The 24273-nt window shown below is 64.9% G+C and carries 11 protein-coding genes; 4 read left to right on the top strand and 7 right to left on the bottom strand.

The genetic code is table 11. The annotated features are described in order from the left end of the window. Positions 1 to 122: 122 nt before the first annotated feature. On the bottom strand, positions 123 to 575 hold the full coding sequence (locus H289_RS0124530; RefSeq protein WP_155944251.1) for a hypothetical protein: 453 nt from the start codon (positions 573 to 575) through the stop codon (positions 123 to 125). Between the two features lie 498 nt (positions 576 to 1073). Between H289_RS0124530 and H289_RS32035 the strand changes: the two genes are divergently transcribed. Further along, positions 1074 to 1688, top strand: a complete 615-nt coding sequence (locus H289_RS32035) for a class I SAM-dependent methyltransferase (protein ID WP_020103493.1) — start codon at positions 1074 to 1076, stop codon at positions 1686 to 1688. A 65-nt stretch (positions 1689 to 1753) separates the two neighbouring features. Here H289_RS32035 and H289_RS0124540 read toward each other — a convergent pair whose 3' ends face one another. Then, a complete protein-coding gene (locus H289_RS0124540) occupies positions 1754 to 2614 on the bottom strand; it encodes a sulfotransferase family protein (protein WP_020103494.1) in 861 nt (286 codons plus the stop codon). Between the two features lie 599 nt (positions 2615 to 3213). On the opposite strand from H289_RS0124540, the gene H289_RS0124545 reads away from it, so the two are divergent. Both H289_RS0124545 and H289_RS0124550 read left to right on the top strand, forming a co-directional pair. Continuing rightward, complete coding sequence (locus H289_RS0124545) at positions 3214 to 4647, top strand: hypothetical protein (RefSeq protein WP_020103495.1); 1434 nt, start codon at positions 3214 to 3216, stop codon at positions 4645 to 4647. 197 nt (positions 4648 to 4844) lie between these two features. Next, positions 4845 to 5816: a class I SAM-dependent methyltransferase gene (locus tag H289_RS0124550; RefSeq protein WP_020103496.1), complete on the top strand. Its 972-nt coding sequence runs from the start codon at positions 4845 to 4847 to the stop codon at positions 5814 to 5816. Here the strand turns inward: H289_RS0124550 and H289_RS0124555 are convergent. From H289_RS0124555 to H289_RS0124570, 4 genes are all read right to left on the bottom strand, one after another. Beyond that, positions 5813 to 6394: a hypothetical protein gene (locus H289_RS0124555; RefSeq protein WP_155944253.1), complete on the bottom strand. Its 582-nt coding sequence runs from the start codon at positions 6392 to 6394 to the stop codon at positions 5813 to 5815. The genes H289_RS0124550 and H289_RS0124555 overlap by 4 nt on opposite strands. A 294-nt stretch (positions 6395 to 6688) precedes the next feature. Then, a complete protein-coding gene (locus H289_RS0124560; protein WP_081633535.1) occupies positions 6689 to 8077 on the bottom strand; it encodes a tyrosine-protein kinase domain-containing protein in 1389 nt (462 codons plus the stop codon). A 144-nt stretch (positions 8078 to 8221) separates the two neighbouring features. Beyond that, positions 8222 to 10078 carry a DUF4012 domain-containing protein gene (locus tag H289_RS0124565; protein WP_020103499.1) on the bottom strand — a complete coding sequence of 619 codons (1857 nt, stop codon included), beginning with the start codon at positions 10076 to 10078 and terminating at the stop codon, positions 8222 to 8224. A gap of 46 nt (positions 10079 to 10124) precedes the next feature. Further along, on the bottom strand, positions 10125 to 10550 hold the full coding sequence (locus H289_RS0124570) for a hypothetical protein (protein WP_029105695.1): 426 nt from the start codon (positions 10548 to 10550) through the stop codon (positions 10125 to 10127). A 234-nt stretch (positions 10551 to 10784) separates the two neighbouring features. Between H289_RS0124570 and H289_RS32635 the strand changes: the two genes are divergently transcribed. Continuing rightward, on the top strand, positions 10785 to 12983 hold the full coding sequence (locus H289_RS32635; RefSeq protein ID WP_020103501.1) for an acyltransferase family protein: 2199 nt from the start codon (positions 10785 to 10787) through the stop codon (positions 12981 to 12983). A 60-nt stretch (positions 12984 to 13043) separates the two neighbouring features. On the opposite strand, the gene H289_RS0124580 is transcribed toward H289_RS32635, so the two are convergent. Beyond that, a complete protein-coding gene (locus H289_RS0124580) occupies positions 13044 to 24098 on the bottom strand; it encodes a type I polyketide synthase (RefSeq protein ID WP_020103502.1) in 11055 nt (3684 codons plus the stop codon). Positions 24099 to 24273 lie beyond the last annotated feature (175 nt).

Raw genomic sequence — 24273 nt, forward strand, 5'->3', positions numbered from 1 at the left:
TTCGAAAGACAAAGACTGGCGGTGACGGCCGGTACGTGGGTTCCGGCGGTGCGACCGATCGTCGCTCCGCCGGACATCTCACCGTGACCTCCGATCTCGTGCGCAGGACCCAAATGACCGGCCTAATCGAGGCTTTCACACCCTTCTACCGGTTGCTTGAACCATTCGGGATGAGACTGCTTCATGGTCCGGCAGTAGTCGGGGTTCTCCCGTAGCCACTTGACTTGGGCCTCGTGCTTGAGGGCGTTACGCCCCTCTGGGGTTCCCATTGACCGGCCGGGTTGGCCTGCCGTCGCGTAGGCGCCGTCACAGTAGAGCGATAGCAGGTACGTTCCGGTCTTCTTTTCTTTTCTGGAGGAAGACACGATGCATTCATCGCGCTTCAGCTGGTCTCCGACAACAGCAATGACTTCTGATTTGCCGTTCCATGACTTGAGAGACTCGACGACTTTGTCGTAGCGCATTCCGGCGAAGGGGTCGACCGCGGATGCGACTCCGCCGCCGACGCCCGCCGCGATGGTCAGCGCGAGTGTTCCTCCGGCGATGGCTGCTATGCGTCTGGCGAAACTGGTCACGGTGGTCACCTCTCAGCCCGATGTGTGAGAGCTTACGACGATGTTGACGCTGACGTCAGTAAATGGCCAAGCGTGCGCAATATGCAACCGGCCGGACTCGGCGCTGTTCGTGGGGCGGTCATTCACTGAGGTCTTCGCCGCCGGCTGAGGTGGTTCTGGCCTGCGGATTCGCTGCCAATTTCGGCAATCCGGCGGGCCCAGGCGGGTTTGGACGTGGTCGGTCGGTGGCCTGCGGGACCGGAGCGGAGCGAACGGTGCGTGTCCGCTCTGGACGGTGCTCGTGGCGCGCTCTGGCCACGGGTCACGGTCCCTGTCGGTGGGCTCCTGCGGATGCGGTGCGTCGCGGGAAGCAGGGGTCGAGCGGATGCTGGGACCGGTGATTTGGGGAATGAAGTTTCGAACCTCTGGCGGCACTTCTTGGGGTACGTTGACCACTGCTGCGAACTGCGACCCAATTGGCACCTGTGTGGAGAATTGTCAGAGAGCGGGGGTGGGCACGTGCCGTTGGCGGAACTCATCGGGAAAGCCGTCCGCCGGGCAGTCCTCAAGTACAGCCTTTACAACCGGCAGAAGAAGACTCACTTCATTCTCGGTTTCATGGCTGAGCAGGGCATCAGGGACGTGCTGCTGGTAGGGGCGACGGGCGACGAACACTGTGATGACCCGAATTTGGCGAATTCCGGTGTCATTGAACGGAGTATCGCGGCGCGCTATCCGGTGCGGATGGGCATCAACATCGAGCATGCCGCGACCACGTATCCGTTCATGATTGCTGATGCGCGCGCTCTGCCCTTCGCTGACAACTACGTCGACTTTGCGTTGGCGAACGCCATCATTGAGCACGTCGGGCAGGAAAGCGACCAGCGTCGAATGGTCGAGGAGATGACCAGGGTGGCGCGTACCTGGATCATCACTACACCGAACAAGTGGTTTCCTGTCGAGTCGCACACCTCAACTCTGTTCCTCCATTGGATTCCGAGCTGGCGACAGCGCCACGAGAAGGACTTCACGCGGTTGCTGTCGAGGCGTGAATTTCGCGCACTGCTGCCGCGCACCGCCAAGGTGTCCGGTGGACCATTCAGCCCGACGTTCACTGCATGTTACGTACGCTGAGCCCGGGCGCTTCTCGGTGATCATGCTGTTGCGCAACATAAATCGTGTGACGGGCGGGCTGACGGTCAGAGCAGGTTAGCCAGCATGACGTACTTCGGCCTCATGGTGAATGTCGCACGGATGCGCGCCGCCATCCGTGGATTCTGCACCGAGTCGATGAGCCGCTGGGTACCAGGTGATTCGTCCGGAAGTGAAACTGGTTGAAAGTTCTCATGGGGACCGTCCAGGCTGCAGATGAGGTCGGCAAGCTCGGATTGCTGTGAAGTCGGCTTCTTCTCTATGGCGGGTCGTTCGATTCGGCGGATACGTGCACCGAAATCGATGTCGGCATCGGTGACTTTCAGCCCAGATGCCACGCAGAACTCGAAGAATTGACGAAACCAGGCTTCGGGCCGCTCGGTAAGTTGACAGTAGTCGCTGAACAGAACGGGGCGATGTGTCACCGACGTGAGCATTTGACGCGAATGGCGTTCCCATATCGCAAGGGCCACATCAAGATTGACATTGTCGCGTCGCGCGATGCTCGCTGCTACCGCGACCGGGTCTCGATACGGGGCCAATGCTGGTTGTATGCCGAGTACGCGATCCCAGAACGGGAGCAGCATGGGTAATCGAGGGTCCTTCCACACCCACCCCGGCCTGTTCCCGAACGAGGTGTGGAATGCCTTCATGGCACGGCGTACGCAGCGGTACTCCGTTACGGAGTTGCGGTCGGTGCGGCGCGGTTTCAGCCAGGTCTGCCCGCTGGCTGCCAGCAGCCGATCATTGAAGTGGATGAGGCTGCTGCTTTCGAGGTACCCGTCGGGGTTCCACTGATCGGCGGGCAGGACATCGTGGGGCAGGCGTAGGCCGGCGAACTCGGCGAATGCCGTTGCTGTGGAAGTGCCGCTGCGGCCAACTCCAACGATGGTCAGCCCGTCTGCCATGTACGCACCTCGTTACTCTCTCGGTAGCGAAATTGCTTGAAGTTGATGTGCCCGGTACTAGGCCTGGACCGCTGCCCGCGGCTTTCGGGCCCCTCGATGGCGGGAGTCGGGCATCATCTGAAATCTGCTGTAATCACACGGGTATTCACGTGCCTCAACAATTGCGACTGCCGACATCGGACCCCGTTCCCGATCACACCCTAGGCTGGAGAATCAATTGGCTTTTGGCGCCGGTCCATCACCCTGGCCCGGCCCTCGGTATGTCGCAGATGCTACGTCCACAGGTGTCGTACAGGCTGCGCTTTGTCGAAGTTTTTTCCCCATACGTCAATATCGTCCGATGGTGCCTCGCCCGGTGGTGAGACGCCTGTGGTCGCTGCGGGGCCGCAGGTGGCCGGCGGCGTCGATCGCGACCGGCAACGTACGGCGATGCGCTCGGGCAACGCGGGCTGGGGAAGACGACATCAACGGGGGCGGCAGCGGGTGAGGAGCGTCCCCGCGAGTGGTCAACTTCGGCTGCCGAGAAGGACATTCGCTCGACCGAACGGATGCGTCAATATTCGAAGTGATCCACGCTGTGCTGGGCTAGCATCTGTTGGATGCAGACGGTGGCCATCGTCGCCTTCATCGCGGTCTTTGTCACGATCGCGGCTTTGCGCGCACCTCAATGGTGGATAGGCGCCGTCGTCATCGTCACATTCTCGAGCTTCCCGGCGTTCATCCCTTCGCAGATACGCATTTTCGGATCCGGTATCTATTTGCACGAGATTCCGTTGATCATCACTGCGCTGTACCTGCTGATCTGCCGCCCGTCGAACCGCAACACGGACCTGTGTGCAGCCGGCATCGGAGTGATCACCGCCCTGGGCATCGCCCACGGTCTATGGAATGGCCACGGGGTGCCGACCACGGTGAACGATGGCCGGAGCATCTTGATGATGGCTTTGTACGTGTTCATCGTCGGACGGATTGCATCGACTCCGGAGGTCTATGCGGCGCTCCGCGCGGTGAAGATCACGTTGTGGATGTCATTTGTCCTGATCCTCCTGAGTACCTGGAACCTCGTGAACCTGAACGCCCGCATCGAGGACGCGGCGCTTTTCGGTACTACCGTCCACGCTCGCGCGGATGTGGAGCGAGTACTCGGACCGACGACGCACCTGGCGAGCGCCACTCTGGCGATAGTGATCGCATTGTGGGCGATCAGGCCTGATTTGATTCGGCGAACGATTGGCTACTTGATTCCGGCATTGGGCATCACCGCTATCGGTTTTTCGCGAAACGCGATCGTCCTGGTTGTCGTCACGCTGTTGTTGACGCCGCTGTTTTATCGGAGCGACAATGCGCTGGACCGAAACACGAATCATAGTGGGGCATTGCGCGCAGTATTCATCGCAGTTGGCGGTGTCGCGTTGTTTGAGCTGATGGGATTGTTCCTGTCCGCGACGGCAGGTATTCCGGGGTTGAACTATATCGGCTCGATTTACAACGCGTACTCGGCTCGAGTGCTGGAGGGATTCAGCAGTACTGCGCAGCAGTTCGACTACTCACTGTTGTACCGGCAGAGTGAAGTCCGATGGCTCAAGAGTGGCATCGTGGATCATGAACTGCTGGGCAATGGCTTGGGATTTCTCTACCGACCACCTGTGGGCCGGGGTTTTACGGCGACGTCGGGAACCTACTACGCCCACCACTTCTATTGGTGGGCTATTGCAAAGGTCGGTTGGCTGGGGCTTTGCGCCTACATGGTCACATTCATTGTGCCAGTTCTGCATGCGATGTTCGGGCGCGGTGGATTTGCATTGCGATCAGCAGCTGCGGCGGCGGCCGTCGGGTACATGATCACCATGGTGGTAACTCCAATTCCCGAGGACGCCTTCGGTGCGCCGGCATTTGGCATCTTGCTGGGGATCGCCCTCCTGGTCCGCGGCCCCCAGGAGGCCACCGACAGCAGCGACGCGGGGATGAGTGTGGCTCAGACGCGTTCCGGACAGCAGGCAGGCGACCGCAGATTTGCGGTCCGGCGGATGTGACATCGGGGTGCCGCAGCCATCCCCCGTAGTCCTGAAGCGATAGAGGTAGCGGGCCACTTCGACTGCGTTAATGCGATCCAAGGGAGGTCATCGAATTTGATTGGTAGTGGTGCGGAATGTGGTTTGATTTGACCGTGGCTGTGCCTGGATTTGCCGGCATCGGCCCGGGCTGACAGCGTCGCGTGTTCTCAGAAGGGATGACCGTGGGCAGACTGACGCAAGCTCTGGCGCCACTGATCGATGTCATCTTCGTTCCGATCGTCTTCGTCGCGTCGCTCGTAATGAAACTCGTTCGCCGATTCGGAATTGAGAGGTTGCCGCGAACCCGGTGGCTGTTCAGGACAGTGGGGATATTTCCGATCCGGAATCATTACTATGAGCCGCTGTTCGACACGAGTGTTCTGACGCGGCCGCTGGAAGAGGATCGTGTACTACCTGGACTGGACTTGAATATCAGTCAGCAGCTGGATCTACTCACGAAGTTCTCGTACGGCAACGAACTGCTCAAATTTCCGATGGAAAGCCAGTCGGAGTCGAGTTTCTATTACGACAATCACGTCTTCGGTCCTGCTGATGCTGAGTTCCTGTACAGCATGATCCGTTACGCGAGGCCAAAGCGGATCATCGAAATCGGCAGCGGCCAGTCAACGCTCATGGCGCGTCACGCCATCGCCGCCAATCGAGCTGAAGAATCTGCCTACTCATGCCGCCATATCTGCATAGAGCCGTACGAGGCAGGCTGGCTGAATGAATTGGATGTCGAACTCATTCGCACTCCTGTCGAGCAGATCGACCTGGATGTTTTCGGGGAACTCGAAGAGGGCGACATTCTGTTCATCGATTCGTCGCATATGATCCGGCCGCAGGGCGATGTACTGTTCGAGTATTTGCAGATATTGCCGATACTCCAATCGGGTGTATTCGTGCATATTCATGATATCCGCACGCCGAAGGATTACCAGCCGGGATGGCTCAGCCGTGAAGTCCGTTTCTGGAACGAGCAGTATCTGGTAGAGGCATTTCTCAGCTTCAATCATGAATACAAGATCGTCGGTGCGCTGAATTTCTTGAAGCACCACTACCCGCAGGAGCTTTCTAATTCCTGCCCCGTGTTCGGTGAGCGGGCCGATCATTGGGAACCCGGTTCCCTATGGATTCAGCGATCCTAGTTTCCCTCGGTACCGCTCGAAGGTGCGACCGGCTCAGCCGGCAGGCCGTCTTCGAGAGCCCAAACTCTGTCGAAATCGAAGATTCCGCCCGCTGATGGTCGATCTGGATACTCGCGCCAGAAGCCGTACACGTTGAGTGGGAGGGGCGACGGTACCGGCTTGGTTACATCGAGGCTCGGACCGGTGATCCTGACCTGTCCGTCGGATATGCGGAGCAGGAATCGGTAGTTGCGGCCCAATTCCAGGGGATGGGCATACTGACCGCTTGCTATGGCCTTGAGCTTGCTGCTGGCAACCTGGTTTCGCAGATGCACGCCCCAGGCGGTCCGGCTGGACGTGAATATGACCATGTTCGTTTGAATATTGCTGTCCTCGGCGGTGCCGAACATCATGATGGTGTCCGCGGTGGATCCGCCGCGTCTGACGAATTGTCCGTCTGCGCCGAGGCTTAGGATCGGGGCACGAAACTGGCGTATCGCAATTACGTCGCTCTTTCCTGCGTAGCTGAAGTGTCCGTCCTTGAGGAATCCGTCAGTCGCCGGCCGCAGAGATGGTTCGCCGCTCTGCGCGGTACGCATGTCCCAGCCTTCACCCAATCCGTCTGTCGTATCCGGTCGGTCGAAAGCGTCGACGAACGATGCTTCTATGGGTAGTGAATCAGATTGTGTAGCATCGGGTTTCGCTGTTGGGCGGGCCGCGCTGGAAGGCGAGACGTTCCTCGACTCATACGGTGGGGGTTCAGGGGTGCACGCGGCCAGTGTGGATGCGACGCTGATCAGGCACAAACCTTTGATGGTCGCGCGCCTCGCGCGATTCCAAGTTACGCTGTCGCACGCGGCGCCAATAGTCTGGAGGGTCATTGCTCGAATGGCTCAGGCCTGGCCGTGACGTCCAACACTGCGGCTCTTGCCGTGATAATAGTAGTAATAGGAATCGGCATAAGGTGAGCGGTTGCGCGGAGGCGTCATCGAAAATACCGTGCCAAGCAGCGTAGCGCCCACATTCTCAAGGGCATCTGATGCATGTGCCAGCTGATCGCGCCTGGTCTTCCCGTATCGGGCGAGCAACAACGCTCCATCGGCATTGGCTGCCAACAAGGTGGCGTCGGTAACAGCCAAGAGCGGGCATGAATCGACGATCACATAGTCGAATTGTCCGCGTAGCTCGGCGAGTAGTTTCTTGGCGGCTTGGGATGCCAACAGCTCACTGGGATTCGGCGGTATCGTGCCGGCGGCCAGAACTGTCAGCCCATCGAACTGCGTTTCTTGCAATGCATCTGGCAGAGATACCGCACCGCTGAGGACGGTGCTCAGGCCTACCGCGCCATCGAGTTTCAGATACTGATGCACCATCGGTCGGCGCATGTCGCCATCGACTACGAGTACCTTGTTCTCGGCCTCCGCCAGTGCGAGAGCGATGTTTATCGCCGTCGTGGATTTTCCCTCGTTGGGAATCGAGCTCGTGATCACAATTACGCGTGGGGGATTGTCGACTGCCAGGAAGCTCAGATTGGTGCGCAGCTTTCGAAACGATTCGGCGATCCGGGAATTGTCGTTGTTGAACGTGATGGCCGGTGCTGTACGGCGTGGTTTGTCGACGGGAATCTCCCCAACGACACTCACGCCGGTGATGCCTTCGAGGTCCTCGCGTTTCTTGACGGTGCTGTCGATCACGTCGAGCACGACAGCAAGTGCGACGCCGAGGAACAGACCGGCGACCAGGCCTAACACGAGGTTCCGTACCAACTTCGGCACAGCCGGAGAACTGGATACCGATGCGGGCTGCTCGACCACCACCCGTGTATCGGGAAGGTTGCCGTCGCCGGAAGTCTCGAGTTCCTTCACCATCGCGACGAATTCATTCGAGAGCGTATTGGCGATATCGCGGGCGCGCACCGGAGACGGATCGAGAACATCCACGTCGATCAGGACCGTACCGGCCTTGGACCGAGCGGTGACTTCCTTACGCAGTGCCTGTGGTGACATATCGAGATGCAGTGCATCCACAGTGCGCTTCGCGAGTACTTCGCCGGTGAGTAGAACCGTGTACGAATTGATTCGTTCCTGAGAGAAGAGATTGCCTTGGTATGCGTCGGTCAGCGAAGTGCCGGCGTACGTGGAGACGAAAAGCCGCGTCGATGATTTATACAGCGGAGTTGTTGTGGCAGTGATTATTACGGTGCCGAGCAGGGCCACGACAACGGTGGCTACAACGGGTATCCATCTTGTTCGGAGAATTCGCAAAATGTTCTGGAGATTCACTGCAGTCCACTCCTTCTGGTGGCCCGGCGCGGTCGATCTCACACGTGTACGGCTGAAGGTTGCGGCCAACCTCCACGTCCCTCAACGCGGCGATGTCGGTATCCAATGTAGGTCAACGCCAACGTCAATTAGGCGGAACCGGGATTATTTCTGCGTGCATACGGGAACCGCGACCGTCGGGGCCGCGGTGTCGATGAGAGGTTGCGCGGGCACTCGTGCCGCACCCGGCGCGGTCGGCTCGGACAGTCGGAAGACCAGTTCGCCAGATTGCCTCGGGGGGATCGCCACCTGGATCTCGAACGTCGGATGGCCGCGGTCCGTCCCGGTGAACACCGGTATCTGTTGACCATTGGAGAATGCCCCGACCAGTGCCGCTCCCTTGGTCGCGACCAGTCGGACCGACGTCAGCATCGAGCCGCTCGGCAAAGTGATCGGTACGTTGCGGCTGAGGCCGAGAGAGCCGGCTACATATTCCGGCAGAGGCACGTCCGGCACGGTGCTTGTCAGCCTGACGGTCACGGTCGAGTTCCGGGTGGCGCCGGTGCAGCCCTCCGCCTGGTAGGTGACCTGCTCCCGCAGGTAGTAGTCAACTTTGTTGCCTGCGAGATTGTTGAGGATGACCGCGGCGTAAGGCGAGGCGTCATCGGGGATCGAGTGGGCGAGTGGCGTCTGCTCGAGCAGCTTCTCCGCTTCGGGTGATGCGCTCCAGATGGCGATTCGGCGTTCGCCGGCGGCTCTGCCGAGTGCGTCGAGCAACTTGCGCGGTGACTCGACGGCGGTGGTCATCTTTCTGACAACGGCGTTTGCGATGTCCTGGAGGTACTGCTTGCGCGCGGCCTGATCATCGGGAAACCTCCGGTACGCAGTCGATTCGGTCAGCTCGACCACGTTCTCCGCTGTGATCAGTTCGCCGTCGTGCATGGCGACCGGTCCGGTTGCTCCGAGCACGTAGCTCAAGGCGACCGGGTCGAGCGCGATGGCTCCGTCGACTTCCTGGCCCGTTTGCTGAGCCCACATCGAGCGCCATATCTGTGCCGCGTACGGAAAATGCGAACTGAGATTGCTGTTCCGGAAATCAGTGGTCGGATTTGTGTAGCCGTACTCTTGACCGAACTCGAGTCCGAGGTCGAGCGGTTTGAACGGCCCAGCCAGTTCGGTGTTGGGGCCCAACGCATTTACGGTCGGTGTGCCGTTGTCGAACCGGAGTATCCCGAATCCGCCGAGTATTCCTCCTGTCCCCCTGACTTCCGCATTCGTCTGAAATCCCATGAAGTAAGTCCGGGGGCCGTCCGCGCCCATCAGCAACGGTGCGAGCTTGGCCGTGAGCGCGGCCTTGTCGAGGAGGTTGGTGACCTTCGCGGTTTGCGCTCGCAGCTCTGAAAGCGCGTTTCGAAGAGTGGCAAGGTAACTCGGGTCCTCGATCCCGTCCGCATCCGCCTGCAGGCGCCGCGCATCGTCGGCGATCTTGACCAGGCCCGGCTCTTTCTCTCGTAGCGCCTGAACGTCGATATGGGAACCTTTGATCAGGTGTGTTGGGGAGAGCGCCGTGCCCAACTCGGCGGCGGGTTTCAACACGTCCGACGCGAGTCCGAGGACGACTTGAGAGATCTGCTGAGCGGACCTGAACGGACTTCCCAACCACGGGACGTGCGCCACGACAGTCCACGGTATCGACCGCACCGCACCGTTCGCGTGCTCGGCGTTTGCTTCTGCCGCGGCGGCGGCACGTACGGCCGCGTCGACATCGCCGGCGGACAGCGCTTCCTTTGCGTGCTGTGCGCTGGCGCGTGCGCGTTCCAGGTCAGATTTGGCCGCATAGCCTTCGAACCCCAGCCAGCACAGGAATCCGGCGGTAGCGAGAAGCACGATCAACATGGCGACGCGGAAATGACGGCGACGCAAGGGCTTTCGCGGCCGCGTGGTGTCGCCGTCGTTTTCTTCTTCGTCTGTGTCGTTGTCGGTCGGTTCGTCGGCCGTCGGGCCTTGAGAATGCTTACTCACTCAGGAACGTTCCGCCTGCCCAGCACTACGAAATCGTCTGCGCGGCCTAGCAGCCCCGGGTCAATGAAACGGTGATCGTGCCGTACGGGCCGATCTTGGCACCTGCCCCGAAGACGCAGACCGAGAAATTGATGTTCTGCGTCAGGCGCTTCCACGGTTCCTGGAGGAAGCCGGGAATGATGGACAACGGCGTGAACGTCCCGACCAGGATGGGCGCTCCCGGACTCGGGTTTGATCCGGGGCCGAACCACCACCAGGGATCGTTCTGCCACCATGTGGCCTCAGCCAGGAAATGCGGCGCCTGGGCGACGTTGTCCATCACCTGGGTGATCGGAGCCAGGGGGGCCGGCGCGGCGATGTCTGCCTGGGCCATCGCGGGAGTGAGGATGGCGGCGCCGGCGACGGCGCAGGCGGCCGCGCCTGCCTGCAACTTGGCTTTGGTGTTCGAGACATGCATCGCGAGAACAGACATTGTCCGAGCCTTCCGCCGATGAGATCGCTCCTCATAGGAGCCTGACAGAAATTGTGGCCGGCGTCAATACGCAAACAGTGCAGGTGGCGGTACGTTCTGGGCGCTCGCCCGAGCCCGTCGAAGCGGGTCACATCCGTCGTGGAGGCGGTCTGCCAGTTACCAACCGAAAATATTGACTTGGTCGTAAGCTCGCGTTTCGGTGGGCGAAGCACCCTGCCGATACGGAGGCGGTCCATGGAGTCATCTGGGCATACGAAGGGGCGGCGACGCCGGCGCACGAAGGGCGCCAACCAGCGGCTGGACATCCAAGGTTTGCGGATGGTCAGCATGGTCACCGTCTTCGCCTATCACCTTTGGGGGTGGCCCAGAGGTGGCGTTGCCGCCATCGATGTGTTCTTCGTGATTTCCGGTTTTCTCATTACTGGCAACCTCATGCGTGCCGCGGAGAAGACCGGCACGGTCTCCTTCAAGCAGTTCTATTGGAACCGCATCCGGCGTATTGTCCCGGCCGCCACGGTCGTCCTGGTGCTTACCTATCTGGCATCGACGCTGGTGTTCCGCGGATTTCGCTCTCACGAGATCGGAGTCGACGCACTGTGGGCATTCGTCTTCTGGTCGAACTGGCACTTTCTGAGCATCGGTACGGATTACTTCCACTCGATGGCATCGACCGTGTCACCTATTCAGCACTACTGGACACTGTCAGTCGAAGAACAATTCTATTTTGTCTGGCCCGCAGTGATTTTCGCGGTGAGCGTCGTCATTGTCCGCAAGAGTTGGTCGCATTCACGGCGAATGGCAATCGCCGGTGGAGTCATGGGTGTCATCGTCGTGGGGTCGTTGTTGTGGGCCCTGCGTGAAACCGCGGACTCACCGCCAACCGCGTACTTCGATACTTTTGCCCGCGTATGGGAGCTGGGCATCGGGGCGGTTCTGGCGACCGCAGTTGGTCTGCTGGCTCGGATTCCGCGAGTTCTCAAGCCCATCCTGTCGTGGGGCGGACTTCTGGTCATCGCAGTCAGCTTCGCGTTGATCAGCGAAACCGAGGCCGGTTTTCCGGCGCCGTGGACAGTACTTCCAGCACTCGGCGCCGCCCTGGTAATCATGGCCGGTGTAGGGCGGGAGCCCGATTACCAGCCGTTCTTGCGCAATCGGCTGTCCACCTATATCGGCAACATTTCCTACTCCCTGTACTTGGTGCATTGGCCGGTGATCGTCCTTCTCGGCGCAATCATGGGCGTGAGCGGCTCGTACTACGTGGCAGTTGTGGCATTGGCCTTCGGCCTTGCGATCGCCTCGTACCACCTGATCGAAGATCCGTTGCGGCGGGCCAGTTTTGCCGAGCTTGCTGATCTGAAGCGGAAGATCCAGCGGCGCAAGTACTCTCCTGCCAGGTCCACTCAGTACGCCGCACTCGCCGCCGCCACACTGGTCGTCGTCGCCGGTACTGCGTGGTTGGCCCGGCCGGTCACGCCGTCCGACACGGTCGAGGTGGGGGATGCGGCAATTGACCTGACGCGCGAAAAGGTGGATTCGGCCCTTCCTGCGATCACTCTGGGCCCGCGAGCCAGCGCTCTCGAAGCCGAGATTTCGGCGGCTCTGAAGGCGAGCGAGTGGCCGGTTCTGGACCCGACGATGGAATCGCTGTTCAGCAGGGGAGACGTCGCTCAGCTCGTTACGCCCGAGGTGGCCAAATGCTCTGCGTCTGCGATCGCACCGCCGGACTCTTGCATATACGGGCCACCAACTGCGCCGCTGAAGGTGGTTCTCGTCGGCGATTCCGTTGCGCTGGGCTATTCGGAAATCTGGCGCCAGCTCGCATTGACTTCGAATGGCGCGTTGCAAGTGTTCAATCAGGCGATGGGTTCCTGCGTCTTCACACAGGACAGCATCGACAGGACAACGGTGAGCCCGGAGTGCGCCGGCCGTAAGGACAGCGCCGTCGAGGTCATCAATACCGTCAAGCCCGATGTCGTCGTGATATCGAACGCCTATGCGCGCGACCGCGTTGTCGATTCACGGCGCGAGATGTCGATGCAAGCCTGGTCGGACTCGCTCAATCACATCATCGATCGGTTCCGGGAAAGCACCAAGAAAGTGGTGCTGGTCGCGCCGCCGCCGAGTGACAAGTCGATCAAGGAGTGCGTCAGCAAGGTATCCAGCACACCGTCGAGCTGCGTCGGGACCATCCCGTCCATTTGGTACGCGAAGGCCAAGGCAGAGCAGAAATTGGCCGTCGAACAAGGTGGAGTATGGGTCGACTCGCGGCCCTGGTTCTGCAACCAGAGTCAGCGGTGTCCGAGTTTTGTGGGCACTACGCCCGCACGAGTCGACTGGGCGCATATGGCGCCCCCGTACGCAGGCAAGATAGCCCCGGTCTACGCGGAAAGTCTTACGGAGGCCGGGGTTCCGCTGGCGGATAACCAGTCGTGAATGTGAGGACTGTGCACCTATCAGTGTCGATACGCGTGCACAGCCCTCACATTCGTGGGGTCACTCCTGTGCGGCAGGTGCCTCGGGCCCAGCTTCGCCGGAAGCCTCCCCGGCAGGTGCCTCGACCGACTCGGTAGCCGGCGCCTCAGCCCCGGCGGCCTCCTCAACCGGCGCAACCGGCGCCTCCGGCGCATCCGACGGCGGCAGCTGCGACGCCAGATGCCCGGCGAGTTCGCCGAGGGTCGGGTAGTCGAAGATCGCCGTCGGGCTGATGTCGAACTTGCCGCCGAACTGACCGAACAACCGGTTGCGAAGCTCGACCGCCATCAGCGAGTCGGTTCCCAGGTCGAGGAACCGGCTCGTGGCCGCGGGCGGCTGCGCCAGGCGCAGGAAGCCCTGCACCTCCTTCTGCAGGAACTCGGTGATGAAGCCGGCGCGCTGGGCGTCCGGAATCTCCTGCAGCTGCCGCAGCAGCTCGCTGTCGCCGGCGGCCGCCGTGTCGCTGGTCGGCAACACCTGGTCGAGCAGCGGCGGACGGATGCCGCCGAGCATCTTGGCGGCCCGCTGCCAATTGGCCTTGAGGACCGTCGCCTGCGCGGCGCCGTGCCGGATCACCTCGCCGAGAGCGGCCAGCGCCGCCGACGGCTCGAGCGGCATCATGCCCTGCGCGCTCAGGTTCGCGGTGGCCGCCTGCGAGCTGGCCATGCCGCCCCGGCCCCACGGACCGAAGTTGACGGCCGTCGCCGGCAGGCCGAGGGCCCGACGGTGCGCGACGAGGCCGTCGAGCAGCGCGTTGGCCGTGGCGTAGTTGGCCTGCGCCGGTGAACCCAGCACCGCCGACGCCGACGAGTAGACGATGAAGAAGTCCAGATCGTCGTCCTGCGTCAGCTTGTGCAGGTGCAGCGCGCCGAAGGCCTTGGGGCCCAGGGTCTTCCGGAAGCGCTCCAGATCCTGCTGGGGCAGCAGCGCGTCGTCGAGCACACCCGCCAGGTGGGCCACGCCGGCCAGCGGCGGCAGTTCCGTGCGGATCCGGTCGAGCAACGCCGCAACCGAGGACTCGTCACCGACGTCGCCGGAGAAGACGTGCACCCGGCAATGGAAGCGCTCCATCATGGCGTCGATCGCGCGCTGCGCCTCGCCATCCGGCTCACGCCGGCTGGTCAGCACGATGTCGCCGGCACCCAGCTGGGCCAGGTACGCCGCCGTGTGCAGACCCAGCGCTCCGAGGCCACCGGTGACCAGGTAGGTCCGATCACCATGCGGCTGCAGCGGTTTCGGCATCTGCACCACGATCTTGCCGATGTGCCGCGCCTGCTGCATCCGGCGGAACGCGGTCTTGGCCTCGGTCAACGGGTAGACCTCGGCCGGCACCGGCGTCCACTCACCCTTGGCCAGTCCGTCGGCCACCTCTTCCATGAGGCGCTGGATGTGCGCCGGATCGGTCATCATCGTCACGTCCAGCGCGACGATCTCGTAGTTGATGTCCGGCCGTGCCTCTGCCATGCGCTCAGGGGTCCAGATGTCGCGCTTGGCGATCTCGGCGAACCGGCCACCCTGGGCGGTCGCCCGCACCGTGGCCTCGACGAAGCCCTCGTTGGTCAGGCTGTTGAGCACCACGTCCACACCCTCGCCGTTGGTGTCGGCGAGAATCTGGTCCGCGAAATCGGTTGTGCGCGAGTCGTAGACGTACTCCACACCCATCTTGCGCAGCGTCGCGCGCTTGTAGGTGCTGGCGGTGGCGAAGACGACCGCGCCCTTCTGGCGCGCCATCTGCACCGCCGCCAACCCGACACCACCACTGGCGGCGTGGATCAGCACGCGGTCGCCCGGCTTGAGCTGCGCCCAGTCGAACGCCAGCCGGACCGTCAGCGCGGCTGCGGGCAGAGTCGCCGCGTCGACCGGGTTGATGCCCTCGGGGACCACGGCGAGCAACTGCTCCGGCACGTTGAGGCGGCTGGAGAAGGCGCCCTGCATGGAGCCGAAGACGCGCTGCCCGACCTCGAATCGGGTGACCTCCGAACCCAATTCGGTGATGACACCGCACAGGTCGCCACCGATGGGCCCCGGATCGCCCGGGTAGAGCCCGAGCACGTTGAGCACGTCGCGGAAGTTGAGGCCGGCGGCCTCGATCCGGACCTGCACCTCGTGCGGCGCCGGCGGCGTCACGTCCTTCTCGGTCAGCCGCAGGTTGTCGATCGCACCGCGCTCGGTGGGAGCCAGCACGTAGTCGTCGGACCGCGGCATCGGCAGGTGGCCGCTGCGCGCCCAGTGCATCAGCCGCGGCACGAGGAACTTGCCTTGCCGCAGCGCGAATTCCGACTCGGTCGCCGGAGTGCCCAGGATGCCGGTCAGCCAGTTGGTGGCGTTGTCGTCGGCGCCGTCGAGGTCGACGAGCTTCAGACGCAGCGTCGGCTGCTCATTGATGACGGTGCGCCCCAGGCCCCACAGTGCGGCCTGTACGGGGTCGACGGGTTCACCGGGCTCGGTGGCCACGGCACGCTCGGTGACGATCCAGAGGCCGCCCGTGAGGTTCAGCTTCTCCTCGGCGAGCGCGGTCTGCATCGCGCTGAGCACGGTGCCGACCTCGGTCTCCAGGCGAGCCGCGACATCCGCGTCCTCGTACCCCGAAGCGCGCCAGACGATTCCGGTGACGGGCGCGCCGCCCTCGGCGGCCGTCGTGATCGCCTGCTGCCAGGCCGCGGCGTCCAGCGTCTGGTCAAGCTTGACGGCACCGGGCAGGCCGGCGGCCAGCTCGTCGAAGCCGGCGACGAGCCAGGTGCCCGCGGTCTTGGCTTCGGCGTCGTCCGCGGCGACCGGCGTCGCACCCTCCTGCCAGCCCAGCGTGTAGAGCAGGCGGGTGGTGTCGCCACCGAGCCCCCGCAGCAGCGCCTCACGTGGCGCCCGTTTCACGGTGAACTCGGTGATGCCGCCGAGCCGCTTGCCATCGCGATCGAGGAAGTCGATGTCGAAGACCTGCGTCTCGTTGGTCAGCTCACTGGTGTGCCAGCGGGCCCGGGCGTAGAAGCGCCGTGGCATCTTCTCGCGCAATTCGACCTGGCCGTACCGCAGCGGCAGGAACAGGTCGTGCATGCCGTGTTCGGCGGCCAGCAGCGCGGGGAAGGCCGGGAAGGCCACACCGGTGCAGAGGTCCAGTAGGACGGGGTGGATGGGCTCGCTGCTGAGGTGCTCGGCGAGCTCGTCGCCAACGGATACATCGCCGATGGCCATGCCGTCGCGGACCCACAGCGACTTGAGCGACGTGGACCACGTTGGGCCCCAGGCCAGTTCCATGTCGTTGAAGGTCTCGAACAGCTGCTGCGGGCGCAGTCGCTCCATGCGCTCGACGACGTCCTCCATCGAGCCGGCGACGTTGTCGGACGCGTCGGCCTCGTCGGCGCCGGCCAGCAGGGTGCCGTCGGCGTTCAGTGACCACTCGGCTTCCCGTACGCCGTTCGGGCGGCTGTGGACCTGGAACTTCCAGCCTTCGCCGCCCTCGAGGGCGCGGATGGTCAGCTGGGTCTCACGAGACGCCTTGTCGGGCAGGATGATCGGCTCGTAGAAGAAGACTTCCTTCACTCGCGCCGGCGCGCCGACCGAGGCCAGCGCCATCGCTGCGTACGTCGCACCCGGCACCACGACGGTGCCGTAGATGACGTGGTGCGACAGCCACGGCTGCGTCTTGACCGACAGCACATTGCTGTAGATCGTGTCGCCGGTGGCCAGATCCTTGGCGCTGCCCAGGATTCCGGACGTGGCGGCGGACCCGCCGGAGCTCATGCCCACGACGTTCGCGGTCTTGGGCCAGAAGCGGCGCCGCTGGAACGGATACGTGGGCAGCTCGACGCGGTGTCCGCGGTTCTTGACCGAGAAGTCCGGCCGGTGTCCGCAGATGTACGTCGTCGCAAGCGCTTCGGTGATCTGTCGCTGGGCGTTGGCGCCCTTGCGCAGGGACACGATGGCGCGCGGGGTCTCGGCGCCCTCGGGCCAGCACTGCAGCGCGGCTGCGGTGAGGATCGGCTGGGGGCCGATCTCCATCAGCACCGAGCAACCCAGCGCGGCCACGGTCTTGACGCTCTCGGTGAACTGCACGGGCTGACGTGAATGCCGCCGCCAGTACTGCGCGTTGATGGGCGTCTCGGCGGTGAGGACCGCGCCGGTGCGGTTGCAGATCAGCGGCAGGGTCGGCACCGCGAACTGGAACTGCGTTGCGAAAGACTCGAATTCGTCGAGCACCGGGTCCAGCAGCTCCGAATGGAAGGCGTGGCTGGTCTCGAGCCACGTGCAGCGCGTGGCGTCTTCACTGCAGGCGGCGACGATCTGCTCCAGATCCTCACCCGGACCCGACAGCACGGTGTTGCGGCCGTTGTAGGCGCCGACCGACACCCGCGGGAACGCCTCGGCGGCGCGCTCCACGTACTCGGGATCGGCGAACACCGCGACCATGCGGCCACCGGCGGGCAGGCTGCCGAACAGCCGGCCGCGCTCGGCGATCAGGCGGGCGCCGTCCTCCAGGCTGAACACCCCGGCCACACAGGCCGCTGCGTACTGGCCGACGCTGTGGCCCAGCACCGCGTCGGGCTCGATGCCCCACGACTGCCACAAGCGGGCCAGGCCCATCTCGACGGCGAAGATCGCGGGTTGCGCGAACGCGGTGTTGCGCAGGGTCTCTGCCGCTTCCCGATCGTTGCCGAACATGACCTCCAGCAGCGGGCGCGGCAGCATCGGGTCGACGGCCTGCGCGCATCGGCGCACGACGTCGGCGAAAACCGGTTCGGTGTCGAACAATTCGCGCGCCATGCCCGGGTACTGGCTGCCCTGGCCGGGGAAGAACCACGCGGTGGTCGGCGGGTCGGCGCATTCGCCCTTGAGGACGCCCGGCCGCAGCTTGTTCGCCACCAGGTCTTCCAGCAGGTTCTTGGCGTCGTGGACGGTGTTCGCGACCACCGCGGCGCGGTGCTCGAAGTGCGAACGTCCCGAGCCGGCGGTGAAGCAGACGTCGGCGATCGAGGCGTCGGGGTGCGCTTCGAGCCAGTCGCGGTACCGCTGCGCGAGCGCCGTCAGGCCCTGGGCCGAGCGGGCCGACAGCGGTAGCACGCTGATCGGTTCGGCGGCAGGGGCTTCCGGCGTGGTCTCCGAGGCGACGTCCTCGTCGGACACCACGACCGGCGCCTCTTCCAGCAGCACGTGCGCGTTGGTGCCGGTGAATCCGAAGGAGCTGACGCCCGCGCGGCGGGGCCGGCCGTCGGTGTGCCACGGCGTGGGCTTGTCGACCACCTGGACGGGCAGCGAGTCCCACGGGATGTGCGGCGACGGCTTGTTGAAATGCAGCGTCTGCGGGAGCATTTCGTGCTCGAGCGACAACACGACCTTGACCAGGCCGGCGACGCCGGCGGCGGACTCGAGGTGCCCGATGTTGGTCTTGGCGGTGCCCATGAGCAGCGGCCGGTTGGCATCACGGCCGGCGCCGTACGCGGCGGCTGCGGCCTGGACCTCGATCGGGTCGCCGAGCGGGGTGCCGGTGCCGTGGGCTTCGAGGTAGTCGACGTCGCCGCCGCTGAGACCGGCCCGGGCCAGCGCGGTGTTGATGAGTCGTTGCTGCGCACCGCCATTGGGGACGGTGAGACCGCTGGACGCGCCGTCCTGGTTGACCGCGGTGCTGCGGATGATCGCGGCGATGCGGTCGCCGTCGCGCTGCGCGTCGCTGAGCCGCTTGAGGACCAGGACACCGCAGCCTTCACCGCGGACGTAGCCGTCGGCAGCGGCGTCGAACGTCTTGCAGCGGCCGTCGGGCGCCAGCATCCGCGCACGGGACGCCGCGACGATGGACGCCGGGCTCAGCAGCACGTTGACGCCACCGGCCAGAGCCATGTCGCAGTCACCGGCGTGCAGGGCCTGCACGGCCTGGTGAACCGCGACCAGCGACGAGCTGCAGGCGGTGTCGACCGCCATGGCCGGCCCTTCCAGGCCCAGCGTGAACGACACGCGACCCGCGATGGCGTTGAGCGCGTTACCGGTGATGAAGTGCGGCTCGAGATTCTCGACCGAGCCGCCCGAGAGCAGATGCGAGTACTCGTTGGCGCCCACGCCGATGAACACGCCGGTTCGGCTGCCGCGCAACGCCGATGGGGCGTAGCCGGCCCGCTCCAGACCTTCCCAGGCGATTTCGAGCATCAGACGCTGCTGCGGGTCGATCCACACGGCCTCGCGCGGCGAGATGCCGAAGAACTCCGGATCGAAGGTGTCGACGCTGTCGAGGTAGCCACCGGAGCGGGTGTAGATCTTGCCCGGCGTCATGGCGTCGGGGTCGTAGAACTCGTCGACGTCGAAGCGGTCCTCGGGGATCTCGCTGATGGCGTCGACACCCTGAGAAAGCACCTGCCAGAACGCATCTGGATCGGGCGAGCCCGGGAAACGGCACGCCACCGAGACGATGGCGATGGGCTCGTCGGCGGCGGCGAGCGACTTGACCTCGGTGACGGCCTTCGCGCCGGCCTTCTCGCTGAGGTTGAGGATGTCGCTGAGCAGGTAGTCCGCGACGTCGGTGAGGCGCGGGTGGTCCATCGCGAGGGTCGCCGGGAGTTCCTTGCCGACACCCTGTTCCAGGCGACGACGCAGTTCGACGGCCATCAGCGAGTCCATGCCGAGGTCGAAGAACCCGGTCTCCTCGCGGATCTCGGAGGCCTCGATGCGCGTCACCTCGGCGACGGCGTCCCGCAGGTACTCCAGGACCAGCTTCTTGCGCTGCTGCACCGGCGCGGCGATCAGCTGCTCGACCAGTCGGGTGTTGCCGGACGCGCCGACGGCGCCGGCGGTCGCGGATTCGGGCACCTCGCGGGCGACCTCGGCGAGCAGGGCCCGGGACCCGGCCTGCGAGTAGATGGGCAGGAACTTGGCCCAATCCATGCGCGCCACAACGGCTTCCGCGGGGTTGCCGCCGGACACCATGACGTCGGCCATGCCGGTCAGGGCATCGGCGGGGGACAGGGTGCGGACGCCGCGGCGCTCCAGCTGGGCGCGGGCATCGGGGTCGGCCATACCGGCGGCGTGGCCGTTCCCGCCCGCCCCCCAAGGGCCGAAGTTGACGCTCATGCCGGGCACACCCTGCTCACGCAGGCGCCAGGTCAGGCCGTCCAGGAACGCGTTGGCCGCGCTGTAGGCGGTCTGGCCGTAGCTGCCCCACACCGCCGAGATCGACGAGGTCGACAGGAAGAAATCGAGCTTCAGGTCGGTGATCGCTTCGCTGAGATACCAAGCACCCCAGACCTTTCCGGAGAAGACGCGCTCCAGCTCGGCGTCTTCCAGAGTGGCCAGCGGGGTGGTGCTGTTCTCACCGGCGGCATGCACCACACCGGCCAGCGGCGGCAGTTCGGCGCGCAGGGTCGACATCAGGCGGGCGACGTCGTGCGGATTGGCGACATCGGCCGTGACGACACGCGTCTGGCAGCCGTACTGCTCGCGCAGTGCGTCAATGCGCTGCTGCGCTGCCTCACTCGGCGCGCGGCGGCTGGTCAGCACCAGGTTCCGGGCGCCGTGCGCGGCCAGGTAACCCGCGATCTCCAGGCCGAGCGAACCGAGGCCACCGGTCACCAGATACGTCGCGTCAGAGCGCAATTCCAGCTGTGTGGGGTTCGGCTGCCCGGTACGACGGACCAGCCGCGGCACGTGCACACCCTCGGCGCGCAGCGCGATCTGGTCTTCGCCACGCGGGGCGGCGATCACCTGGGTGAGCAACCGCGACCATTCGTCGGTGCTGCCCTCGGCCAGGTCGGCCAGACCGCCCCACACCTGGGGGTACTCCAGCGCCGCCGAGCGGCCGAAGCCCCATAGGCCGGTCTGCTCCGGTGCGACGGTGTCGGTATCGGTAACGCGTTGTGCGCCACGGGTGATGACCCAGATGGGCGCCCGCAGCTCGGCGGCGGCCGCCGCGCGGAACAGGCGCTGCGTGCCGCTGAGGACGCGGTGCTGCACCCGCAGCAGGGCCTGCATGGAAGCGCGATCGGCGTCGAGCCCGGCGACGTGCAGGATGCGCAGCGCCGGCTCCTCCTCGACAGCCGCGCGCAGGTCGGCTTCGAGCTGCTGCTCGTCGGCGTCGGACCCCGGCAATCCGAGAACGCGGTGCCGGTGGCCGGCCCGGGTCAGGGCCTCGGTCAGCGGCGCGAGCACGGCCGCGTCGTCACCGATGAGGACCCACGCGGAGCCTTCCCCGATCTCCGCGGACGTTCCGGCCGCGATCTTGTCCCAGCGGATTTCGTACCGGGCATCCGAGACGGATTGCGCGGTGCGCTGCCGGTTGTGCTGGGCCGCAAGCTTGTTCAGCACCGCGGTGGTCGATTCGTCGACGCCGCCGAGCAAGGTGGCGAGCTCGTCGATGCGACCGTCTTCGAGCAGGCGGACGGCCTCGGTGGTCGCCCCGCCACCCATGTGCGCAGTGGCGGTCGGGGTGACGCGCTCGTCGCGGAACCAGTAGGCCTTGCGCTGGAACGGGTACGTCGGCAGGTCTACCTTGTGCGCCGAGCCGGGCCGGACGGCGGCGAAGTCCGGCAGGTGGCCGGCGGTGTAGGTGGTGGCCAGCGCCTCGGTGATCTGCCGGTGGTCAGCGCCCTTGCGGCGCAACGACGCGATGGCTCGCGGTGCGGTCGCCGGGTCGGGCCAGGCGCGCAGGGCCGCCGCGGTCAGGATCGGCTGCGGGCCGACCTCGAGCAGCACCGCGCAACCGAGCTTCGCGAGAGTCTCGACGCCCTTGGAGAACTCGACGGGCTGACGCGCGTGCCGGCGCCAGTACTGGCCGTCGAGCTTGGCGGTGCGGCCCAGGGTGTCGCCGGTCCGGTTGCACACCAGGATGCGCTGCGGCGCGTTGAACGTGAATTGGTTTGCGTACGACTCGAATTCGTCGAGCGCCGGGTCCAGCAGCGCCGAGTGGAAGGCGTGGCTGGTCTCCAGCCAGTCGCAGCGGATGCCGTCACCGGTCAGCCCGGCGACAGCGCGTTCCAGGTCGGCGCCCGGACCGGACAGCACGGTGTTGGCGCCGTTGTATGCGGCGACCGAGAGGCTGGGGTATTCGTCGGTCAGCCGCTCGACGCGCTCGGGTGCGGCGAAGATCGCCGCCATCCGGCCGCCCGCGGGCAGGTTCCCGAACAGGCGACCGCGCTCGGCGAGCAGGCGCATGCCGTCTTCGAGGCTGAACACCCCGGCGACGCAGGCCGCGGTGTACTGGCCGACGCTGTGGCCGAGCACGACGTCGGGCTCGAAACCCCACGACTGCCACAGCCGCGCCAGGCCCATCTCGACGGCGAAGATCGCCGGCTGCGCGTAGCTGGTGAGGCGCAACGTCTCATCCGGACCTTCGAAAATGACGTCCAGCAACGGCTTTTCGAGCAGATCGGCGACTGCGGCCGCGCACTGCTTCACGGTCTCGGCGAACACCGGCTCGGTCTCGAACAGCTCCTTGGCCATGCCGGCGAACTGGCTGCCCTGACCGGGGAACAGCCAGGCGGTCTTCGGCTTGTCCGCGGACGTGCCGCGCACCAGGCCCGGTGCCGGACGGTCGTCGGCCAGCGCGCCGAGCAATTCGCGCGCGGACTCCAGGGAATTCACCACGAGCGCGGCCCGGTGCTCGAAGTGGGCGCGGCCCGCGCCCGCCGTGATGCAGACGTCCGAGAGGGTTGCCTCGGGGTGCGTGGCCAGCCAGCCGCGGTAGTCCTCGGCGGACTGCAGCAGCGCGGCCGGGGTCCGGGCCGACAGCGGCAGCACCATGAAGCGCCGGTCGTCGGGTTCCTCGGCCGGCGTCTCCGCGGGAGCGACGGCGGGCGCTTCCTCAAGCAGGACATGGGCATTGGTGCCGGAGAAGCCGAACGAGCTGATGCCGGCGACGCGCGGCCGGTCGCCCCGTTCCCACGTGGTGGCCTCGTCGACGACCTTCACCGGGATGCGGTCCCACGGGATGTGCGGCGACGGGTTCTTGAAGTGCAGGTGCTTCGGCAGTTCCTGATGCTCGAGCGACAGGATGACCTTGATGATCCCGGCGACGCCGGCGGCGGCCTCGAGGTGACCGATGTTGGTCTTCACCGAGCCGATCAGCAGCGGATCGGTCGCATCGCGTCCGGTGCCGTACGCCGCGGCGGCGGCCTGCACCTCGATGGGGTCACCCAGTGACGTGCCGGTGCCGTGCGCCTCCAGGTACCCGACGTCACCCGGCGTCAGGCCCGCGCGCTCCAGTGCTTCGGCGATAACACGTTGCTGCGCAACACCATTGGGGACGGTCAGGCCGCCCGAGGCGCCGTCCTGGTTGATGGCGCTGCCGCGGATGACGGCCCGGATCCGGTCGCCGTCGTGCACCGCGTCTTCCAGTCGCTTCACGACGATGACGCCACAGCCCTCGCCGCGCACATAACCGTCGGCGGAGGCGTCGAACGTCTTGCACTTGCCGTCCGGGGCCAGCATGCGCGACTGCGAGAAGGTGATCATGGTCGCCGGGCTCAGGATGACGTTGGCGCCACCGGCCAGCGCCAGGTCGCACTCACCGAGCTGCAGCGCCTGGCACGCCTGGTGGACGGCCACCAGCGACGAGCTGCACGCGGTGTCGACGGTGACGGCCGGACCCTGCAGGCCCAGCCGGTAGCTGATGCGGCCGGCTGCCGCGGCGCCAGAGGTACCGATGGCCATGTAGGCCTCGATCTCCGGGTAGGTCAGCTCGCCCGAGGCCATGCCCAGGTAGTCGTGCGTTGCCAGACCGATGAACACGCCCGTCTGAGTGTTGGCCAGGGCGGACGGCGCTGTGCCCGAGTGTTCGACGGCACGCCACGCCATCTCCAGCAGCAACCGCTGCTGCGGGTCCATCATCTTGGCTTCGCGGGTGGACACCCCGAAGAAGGGAGCGTCGAACCCGACGGCGTCATCGAGGAAGCCGGCGCGGCGCGTGATGATCTTGCCGCGGGCGTCCGGGTCGGCATCGAAGAACTCGTCGACGTCCCACCGGTCTTGTGGCACCTCGGATACGGCGTCCCGGCCTTCGCGCAGCATCTCCCAGAAGGATTCGGCGTCGGTGGCTCCGGGGAAGCGGGCGGCGTACCCGACGATCGCGAAGCTGGACGTTTCCGGACCTTCGATCGTTGCCATGAAAAAGCTGTCCTCCGCGTTTTGCCGGTGACGTCCGATCCCGCGCAGGAGACCGTGTTCAGCGCCAGATTTAATGTGCGAACGGCCGGCCTTGTCGGGTGCCCAGCAGACCCACCGAACGGCGTCGGCCAGTTGATCTTCCGAACGGCCACGGCCAGCTCATCTTCTGCGGGCC

It is taken from the genome of Mycobacterium sp. 360MFTsu5.1, from assembly GCF_000383495.1.
Classification (GTDB): domain Bacteria; phylum Actinomycetota; class Actinomycetes; order Mycobacteriales; family Mycobacteriaceae; genus Mycobacterium; species Mycobacterium mucogenicum_B.